We start from the raw sequence: 7,666 nt of genomic DNA, 5'->3' as shown, positions 1-7,666 counted from the left end.
GCTGAATACCTAAATCCAACCTGCAGACTCTCGTTATGAATGAGGGACCGGCTGGGGGCAGGTCAGATCCTTTCGATCAGAAGTGGCGCGCTCGGGAACGATGGGCCTTCGGGGTGCCTTTTTTCGGCCTCAGTGAGAGGGCGCTCCACTCTCCATTCCTCTTTCCCGTTCCAAAAGAACCAGAGCGTATCATCGCCCTTCAGGTGGTTCGTGGCCTTGAACGTAGGAAAATCTCTGAGATGATCGGGCACATTAACATTTGCAACGAGCGCGAAAAGCCCTTGGCGAACAGCGTATTGTATCGAAAATGTGGTGATAATCTGCGGGCGACCTGCGACCACCGTGTCAACGGCGGAGCAAAAACCGGCCACGGGGCGGCGCAAAAGCAGGCCACTTTCTTGCGCGCTTGAGCCCGCCGGGAGGGCGCAGCCCGAGCGGCGGGCTCAAGCGCGCGTCGCGGTTTTTTACGGGGTCTGGCCGGCGTTTCGGGCCCGACTTTGCGCGAGCCTGTAGCTCTCGCCATTCATCTCGAGGATGTTGACGTGGTGGGTCAGGCGGTCGAGCAGAGCGCCGGTCAGTCGCTCGGTTCCATACCACTTTTTTGCAACCAGGTCCTTCATCGCCGCCAGATCCAGCATCTGCTCGGCCAGCAGCTTCTTCAGCTTGGCGTTCTCATCCTCGAGCCCCTTCAGTCGCTTCGCCTCCGACACCGTCATGCCGCCGAACTTGGCCTTCCAGTTGTAGAAGGTGCCTTCCGACATGCCGTGCTTCCGGCACAGGTCAGCGCACTTCGCGCCTGCCTCATGCTCTGCCAGGATGCCGATGATCTGTTCGTCCGTGAATCTCGTTCGCTTCATTGTCCGTCCTCAAGTTGGGCCGGACTCTAATCGCATCTGGAGGAAAAATCCCGGGGCAGGTCAGCACGACCGCGAAGTCAGCGTGGGATTAATCTCAATTCAAGCAGCAGTTCGCTTTTCCCCAAGAATCAAGCTGAGAATGATTTCATCTGGCAGGTTCGTGGAGATGACATCCAGCACTCACACACCACTCGACAACCTGATCGATGTCAGCCGCGAGAGCGGTTTCAAGCCCGCCAGCAAAGGTCTGGAAGGCCGGTAGGTTCAGGCCATTGACTCCCAGCAGAACCGGAAGATTTCGTTCCAGAGCCTCGGCGATCAGCGGCGCCATGCCGCGCCCTTCGGCCTCCTGCTTGCCGAACTTGTTGACGATCAGCAGATCGGCGCCGGGCATTGCGCGCGAGACGCCGGCAACCGCCTGTTCCAGGACACCTGCATCTAGGCGGCAGCCACGAGCAAGGTTGCCGCGATCCTCACTGATACGCAGGACCGGCCCATCGGGCAGGACGACAATGTCCATGTCGCACTTTGTCCGATCCGCTCGCTCGATGTTGGTTTGCACGGTTCCCGCCAGCTTCAGGCCCCGGTCCTGCAATCGGGCGGCAACCTGAGCCAGAAACCGGTCGTTTGCGCCGCGTCCGGGCAGGCTGACATAACCGAGAGACATTTCTGTTTTTCCCATAACAAGCTGCATGAAGATCCGCTTGCTGCGGTCTAGATCCGGGCCAAATCGAGTGAAGCCTAGCCCGATCTCACGGTGCCTGCCAGTGACGCCGCCTGCGCCAGAAAGTCACATAGACCGAAGCGATTGATGCTCTCCAGGGCAGACGCCTCAGGGTGTAAATCCCTCTCCCAAGACCCGAGAGCATCCCGCAGATCCATCGGATACAAGGCGCAGGGCACGAAAGGCGGCGGCAGGTCAGTTCCCCGACCCACTTTCCTCTTCAGGCACGGTCTGCCCTGTCTGAGGCTGAGCAACTGCATCAGCACCCGGAACGTCAGTTGTGACAGCCTGAGTTACGTCGGCCTCGGGCCGCTGCGGGCAGGTGTTCAGGCTGACCGCCGGATCGCACTGGCCATCGATCCCAGTATCCTCGCGCTCGACCGGCTTGCCCTCGCGTGCGGGCAGCGGTGTGACAGTTGCCGGATTGGTTGTAGGGATCGAGGTCGAGGTGCCCGGCACCGGATTGCCGTGCAGGGCAGTCGGCGAGCCAAGGGGGCCTCCTGTCAGCTCAGGCAGCATCGCGTGAGGATTGGCAGGCGCTGAACCCCCGGGTGCCGCACCCTCGGGCTGCGCAGCGTCAGGTGTGGCGGGAGCAGGGGGGGCTTCCTGGGCAAGCGCCGGCGAAACAAGGATCAGCGCTACCGCTGCAGGTCCAAAGATACCAGACATCACACGCATCGCATCCATCTCCTTTGCACGCTCCTGGGTCATGAACGCATAAATGGCTCTTTCGTTCAACCGTCTGGAGGTTGACCTTCACCTTCCATTGGGTTCTGCTGCAACAAGAAGGCCTGTTTGTGATTGTTGTCTTGTTCCAGATCAAGGACCGCGCGCATCGCGAGGTTCAAACACTGCAGACACAAGATAGAAGGATGAGCCCATGAGTGCATTTCAAATCTCCCGCCGTGGCTTCATGCAAGCCGGTGCGGCAGCGGTTGGAGTGACCAGCCTTGGCCACATGATGGGCAGCTCTGCTCTTGCTGCCATCGACCCGAACTCGCATGGCCAGCGGGTCTTCCATGCCTCGCATTTCGGCCCCTTCGAGGCGGTCGTGCGGGATGGGCGCATCACTGCGATTTCTCCGATCACGGAACTCGACCATCAGCCCACCGACATGCTGATGCTGGGCGTCATGGACCGCACCTATGACGACAGCCGCATCCTCCATCCCATGGTCCGCAAGTCCTACCTGGACGGCTGGCAGACGGGGGACACCAAGCCGGAACTGCGCGGCAAGGAGGAATTCGTTCAGGTCGACTGGGATACCGCCCTGGCCCTGACCGCCAATGCCATCGTCAAGACAATCGAGGAAAACGGCAACGAGGCGATCTTCAGCTCCTCCTACGGCGGCTGGTCAAATGCCGGCTCGTTCCGCCCGAACGTCATGCAGCAACGCTTCTTCAACCTAGTCGGCGGCTGCACCATCACCCAGGGCGACTTCTCGGCCGGCGCGTCGCAGGTGGCCCTGCCTCACATCATCGGCGACATGGAGGTCTATTCGCCCCAGACCGCATGGGAGGTCGTGCGCGACAACACCGAGGTCTTCGTCCTCGTCGGCTGCGACCCGGTCAAGAACAACCGGATCGAGTTCACCGTGGCCGACCACGGCATGTCCCGCCCCTGGGCCGAGATCCGCGACGCGGGCTGCCGCTTCATCTCGATCAACCCGCAGCGCACGGCGTCGGATTCCTACCTGAATGCGGACTGGGTGCAGATCGTGCCCAACACGGACATCGCGCTGTTCCTGGGCATGGCCCATCACGTGCTGGAACAAGGTCTGGAAGACCGCGCCTACATGGACAAGTACATGACCGGCGCCGACCGCTGGATCGCCTATGTCAAGGGCGAGGATGACGGCACCGCCAAGACGCCCGACTGGGCCGCGGGTATCACCGGCATCCCGGCCGACAAGATCCGCGAGATGGCCGAGCTTTTCGCCAAATCGCGCACCCAGTTCGGCGGCGCCTGGTCGCTGCAGCGGGCCCATCACGGCGAACTGACCCACCACGCGATCATCAACTTCGCCGCGCTCATCGGCAAGATCGGTAAGCCCGGCGAAGGCGCCGGCTTCAGCTGGCACTATGGCAGCGGCGGGATGCCGCAGTCGGGCCAGCCCACGCCCACGGGGCTGTCGGCGGGCAAGAACCTCGTGGACAAGCTCTGCCCCGCCAGCCGCATCGTCGAGATGCTGGAAAATCCCGGCAAGGAGTTCTTCTACAACGGCCAGACCCGCACCTATCCCGACATCCGGATGATCTACAACGCAGGCAACAACTTCGTCTCGCACCAGCAGGACCTGAACCGGCTGCTGAAAGCCTTCGGCAAGCTGCACACCATCGTCAGCCAGGACGTCTGGTGGACCGCCGCCGTCCGGTGGGCCGACATCGTGCTGCCCGCGTCAAGCACGCTGGAACGCGACGACATCTCGGTCGGCGGCACCTATTCCAACGACAAGATCTACGCGATGAAGAAGGTCATCGAACCGCAGGGCGAAGCGATGAGCGATTACGAGATCTTCGAGGAGCTTGCCGACAAGATGGGTCTCTGGGCGCAGTTCACCGACAGCGTGGATTATATGGACCACATCCGCGCGGCCTATGAACGCACCGGCGCGTCGAAGACCACGCCCTTCGAGGAGTTCTGGGAAAAGGGCTATGCCCTGCAACCAGCCCCCCCCGAGGCCCGCAAATGGGTGCGCCACGGCGCCTTCTACGAAGACCCCGAGGCAAACCCGCTGCACACGCTGTCGGGCAAGATCGAAATGTTCTGTTCGTCCATCGCCGACATGAACGTGCCCGACAACCCCGGCATGCCCGTCTGGCAGGAACCGCTGGAATATCTGGGCAACGCCAAGGAAGGCCAGCTGCACATCGTCAGCCCGCATCCCTGGTATCGCCTGCACAGCCAGATGGACAACTCGGCCAAGCTGCGCGAGCTTTACAAGATCGACGGGCGCGAACCCGTGCGGATGAACCGCCAGGACGCCGAGGCGCGCGGCATCGCCGATGGCGATCTGGTGGAAATCCGCAACGAACGCGGCGCGGTGATCGCCGGGGCGGTGCTGTCGGACGACATCATGCCAGGCGTCATGTCGCTGTATGAAGGGGCCTGGCCGGATCTGGACAGCAAGGGGCGCTGCAATTCCGGGCAGATCAACTGGATCACCTCGGAACGTCCGGCCTCGGGGCTGACGCAGGCGACCATCGCCAATACCTGCGTGGCCTCGGTCGCCAAATGCGAGGACGCCGAGCGTCCGAACCAGGCCCACCAGAATCCGGCCATCCTGACCGACTACCAGTTCGCCGCCATCGACGAATCCGAACTGGGCTTGGACCGCGTGGCGGATATCGTGGAGTCGCTTTATGCGGAAATGGAGGAAGGCGAGCGCATCTTCTATCAGCGCTGCACGGTCTGCCACGGCCCCCGCGATCCGGGCGGCTTCACCCAGCTGCAATGGCGCGGCATCACGCCCTCGATGTTCCCGCGCGCGGGTCTGGATGATGCCGAAGCGGCGCTGGTCACCGACTTCCTGATGCGCAACGCATCCGACGCCGCCGTGGCGAACTGATCCCCACAGTGCGGGGTCGGCCGGATGGCTGGCCCCGCACTCGCAGGAATGCCCCGGACCTTTGCCGAACCTTTCATGGGGACAGCATCGGACACGGCCGGCAGGCACCATGACCGAAGGCGCCCCCTGCCGTTCCGGGATCGTCGGTCAAGCCACCGCGAAACGCAAAGGGGCGGCAATCTGCCGCCCCTTTCCCGTCATTGCATGGTTTGTGCCCGGTTATTCCACCTTGGCAATTTCCGCGTCCAGCCGCTCGCGCGCCTTCTTGGGCATCTTCGCGGTCTGGGCATCTTCCAGGTTCGCGGGCGCATCGCCCACCTGGACCAGGGCGACCATGCCCATGGCAAAGTGCGGCGTGCATTTCACGCCGTAAAGGCCCGGCTCGGTCACGGTCAGAGAGAATTCGTCGTTGATCTTGCTCTTGAAGGTCTCGACACCCTCGGGAAGAATTTCCTTGATGGATTCGACGTTGTGGCTCTTGTCGGTGGGCACGAAGTGGATCACGTCGCCCGGCTCGGCTTTCACGAAAGCAGGCTCGAAGACCATCGTCCCTGCCTCACCCTTGTTCAGCATCTCGACCTCATGCTCGGCGGCAAAGCCGGTGCCGGCCAAGGCAAGGAGCAGAACGGGGGCGGCAAGGAAGGACAGGCGTTTCATCAGTAATCTCCTAGTTGAACGGACTAATCGGGGTCCGTTGAGAGGTAGTATAGGCAGTCTCGGGCGCCTCTGCCTTGATCCAGCGCAAAGGACGGGCCTTATCGATGATGCCCTCAATGTCGGGCGGATGAGAGAGAGCCTCGCTGGGAATGGCGAAACTTTGGTGCCGTGACCGTCCGAAAGGGGATCGCTGAGCGGACGCAGTATCGCGTCCGAGCCATACCCAATATTCAAGGGGGAAATCGATTCTCATTTAGATGGTACGGTTATGGTATCATTGAACGGGCCTTTTGCGTTACAATTCTACATGGCTTCAAAATATTTTTCCGAAGGACACCCCCATGTCTGAAACTCGCATTGGATACGCCCGATGTTCGACCGACAAACAGGACCTTGCCGCACAGACGGCATCCCTCCTAAATCTCGGCGTAGTTGCGGACCGCATCTATACCGACCATGGCTTGACTGGGACGAACCGCGAGCGGCCAGGACTGGCGCAGGCCTTGGCAGCCGTGAGAGCCGGCGACACGCTGGTGGTTCCGAAACTTGACCGGCTGGCACGGTCAGTTCCGGATGCTCGCTCTATCGCGGATGAGTCGGCGAAGCGCGGGGTGAGGCTTGCATTGGGAGCGTCGGTCTATGATCCGCACGATCCGATGGGAAAGATGTTCTTCAACATTCTCGCCACCTTCGCTGAATTCGAGGCCGATTTGATCCGCATGCGCACCAAAGAGGGCATGGCTGTTGCCCGCGCAAAGGGGAAGCTGAAGGGCAAGAAGCCTAAGCTGTCGGATCGCCGCCAAACAGAGCTGCGACGCATGTATGACACGGGCGACTACTCCGTCAGCGATCTGGCAGAGCTGTTCGACGTTTCGCGGCCGACAGTCTATCGCGTCCTACAACGGACGCCGAGCGCTGAAGTACCTATCGAAGCACGATAGCTGACCTTCGCTGCGCTCTACATCACCAACTGCTCTGCGGGACTTTTCTGCCGTTCGTAGGAGCCATACAGTCGGAGTAGGATCGTGGACAACGGCTGTTACTAAGGCCGTCTCTGACAAACAGGAAGGATATTTTATGCGCTTTGTGTCAAGTATTGCGATAACTGTNNNTCGTGTATTCGTCAACGTGGTCTCCGCCTCAGGCGCCCGTTACGTGTCTGGGCGGTACGAATGGTGGACAAAGGGTGAGAATGTCACGCTGACCGATACGATCAAGGAAGAGTCCCTGCTGCAATGCACACCAAACAATGAGTGAAACTAGGAGACAAAGAGGCGCGGCGGGCATCAATAACTGGCTTGGTCCCGGCGTACTCATCAACGCCAGGACGGTCATTACGTACAATGTCCGGGTTTCAATTAGCATCAGTTGGCGCCCTTCCGTTCCCCCTCACTCTTACACTCAACGAAACTTTTCACAATTTGAACCGCCCCGGCTTGCCCGGAGGGGCGTTTCGTTCAGCGCGGAAAGCTGAAATTGGGCTCGGAGCAGACCTTCGCGGTGGGCTGGCTTGATGTGGTATACTGTGTCACCAACATGAGGTTGGTGTCGAGGCTGGGCGAGGAGGTTGGAGGACAGAACATGCCTACTGCCAACTTACCTGCCATCCGCGCTTGCCGCCCTGCCTGGAACAAGGGGCGCCTGATAGGTCAGAAACGCCCACTTTTGCCGAAACATGTCTGGGCCATCCGCGTTCGCCTAGAGATCGCCGGGAACCATCGCGACCTTGCCCTCTTCAACTTGGCCGTCGACAGCAAGCTCCGTGGCTGCGACTTGGTGAAACTAAAGGGCGCCTCTAAAAATTGCAGCAATGCGGCGGTCGGGGTATGACGCGGGAGGCGTTCGACGGTAGGGGCATGG

General features: G+C 61.0%; 6 protein-coding genes and 2 pseudogenes. 4 read left to right on the top strand and 4 right to left on the bottom strand.

All coding sequences use genetic code 11. From position 1 onward, the window contains the following. Window positions 1-500: 500 nt before the first annotated feature. From ACFSCT_RS16095 to ACFSCT_RS16085, 3 genes and pseudogenes are all read right to left on the bottom strand, one after another. Window positions 501-857: pseudogene (locus tag ACFSCT_RS16095) on the bottom strand (transposase); the annotation flags it as partial. Window positions 858-1,002: 145 nt separating this feature from the next. After that, window positions 1,003-1,524, bottom strand: a complete 522-nt coding sequence (locus ACFSCT_RS16090; RefSeq protein ID WP_108693593.1) for a DUF2478 domain-containing protein — start codon at window positions 1,522-1,524, stop codon at window positions 1,003-1,005. Between the two features lie 252 nt (window positions 1,525-1,776). Next, the gene (locus ACFSCT_RS16085; protein WP_133176244.1) at window positions 1,777-2,319 is read right to left on the bottom strand and encodes a hypothetical protein; all 543 of its coding nucleotides are present in this window, start codon (window positions 2,317-2,319) and stop codon (window positions 1,777-1,779) included. A gap of 142 nt (window positions 2,320-2,461) precedes the next feature. On the opposite strand from ACFSCT_RS16085, the gene ACFSCT_RS16080 reads away from it, so the two are divergent. Continuing rightward, window positions 2,462-5,149, top strand: a complete 2,688-nt coding sequence (locus ACFSCT_RS16080; protein WP_379144442.1) for a molybdopterin-dependent oxidoreductase — start codon at window positions 2,462-2,464, stop codon at window positions 5,147-5,149. A gap of 219 nt (window positions 5,150-5,368) precedes the next feature. Here ACFSCT_RS16080 and ACFSCT_RS16075 read toward each other — a convergent pair whose 3' ends face one another. Continuing rightward, the gene (locus ACFSCT_RS16075; protein ID WP_379144439.1) at window positions 5,369-5,806 is read right to left on the bottom strand and encodes a pseudoazurin; all 438 of its coding nucleotides are present in this window, start codon (window positions 5,804-5,806) and stop codon (window positions 5,369-5,371) included. A 341-nt stretch (window positions 5,807-6,147) separates the two neighbouring features. Between ACFSCT_RS16075 and ACFSCT_RS16070 the strand changes: the two genes are divergently transcribed. The 3 genes and pseudogenes from ACFSCT_RS16070 to ACFSCT_RS16060 all read left to right on the top strand — a co-directional run. After that, entirely contained in the window at window positions 6,148-6,747 is a 600-nt protein-coding gene (locus tag ACFSCT_RS16070; protein WP_379144437.1) for a recombinase family protein, read from the top strand. Window positions 6,748-6,883: 136 nt separating this feature from the next. Continuing rightward, window positions 6,884-7,063, top strand: coding sequence for an MliC family protein (locus ACFSCT_RS16065; RefSeq protein WP_379144436.1), 180 nt, complete (start codon window positions 6,884-6,886; stop codon window positions 7,061-7,063). A gap of 324 nt (window positions 7,064-7,387) precedes the next feature. Next, a pseudogene (locus ACFSCT_RS16060) lies at window positions 7,388-7,594 on the top strand (integrase); the annotation flags it as partial. Window positions 7,595-7,666 lie beyond the last annotated feature (72 nt).

Origin of the sequence: Paracoccus pacificus (genome assembly GCF_042680785.1) — a bacterium.
GTDB lineage: Bacteria > Pseudomonadota > Alphaproteobacteria > Rhodobacterales > Rhodobacteraceae > Paracoccus > Paracoccus pacificus.
Note: the sequence above shows the minus strand (reverse complement) of the source record. Positions and strands in the feature narration are given on the sequence as shown.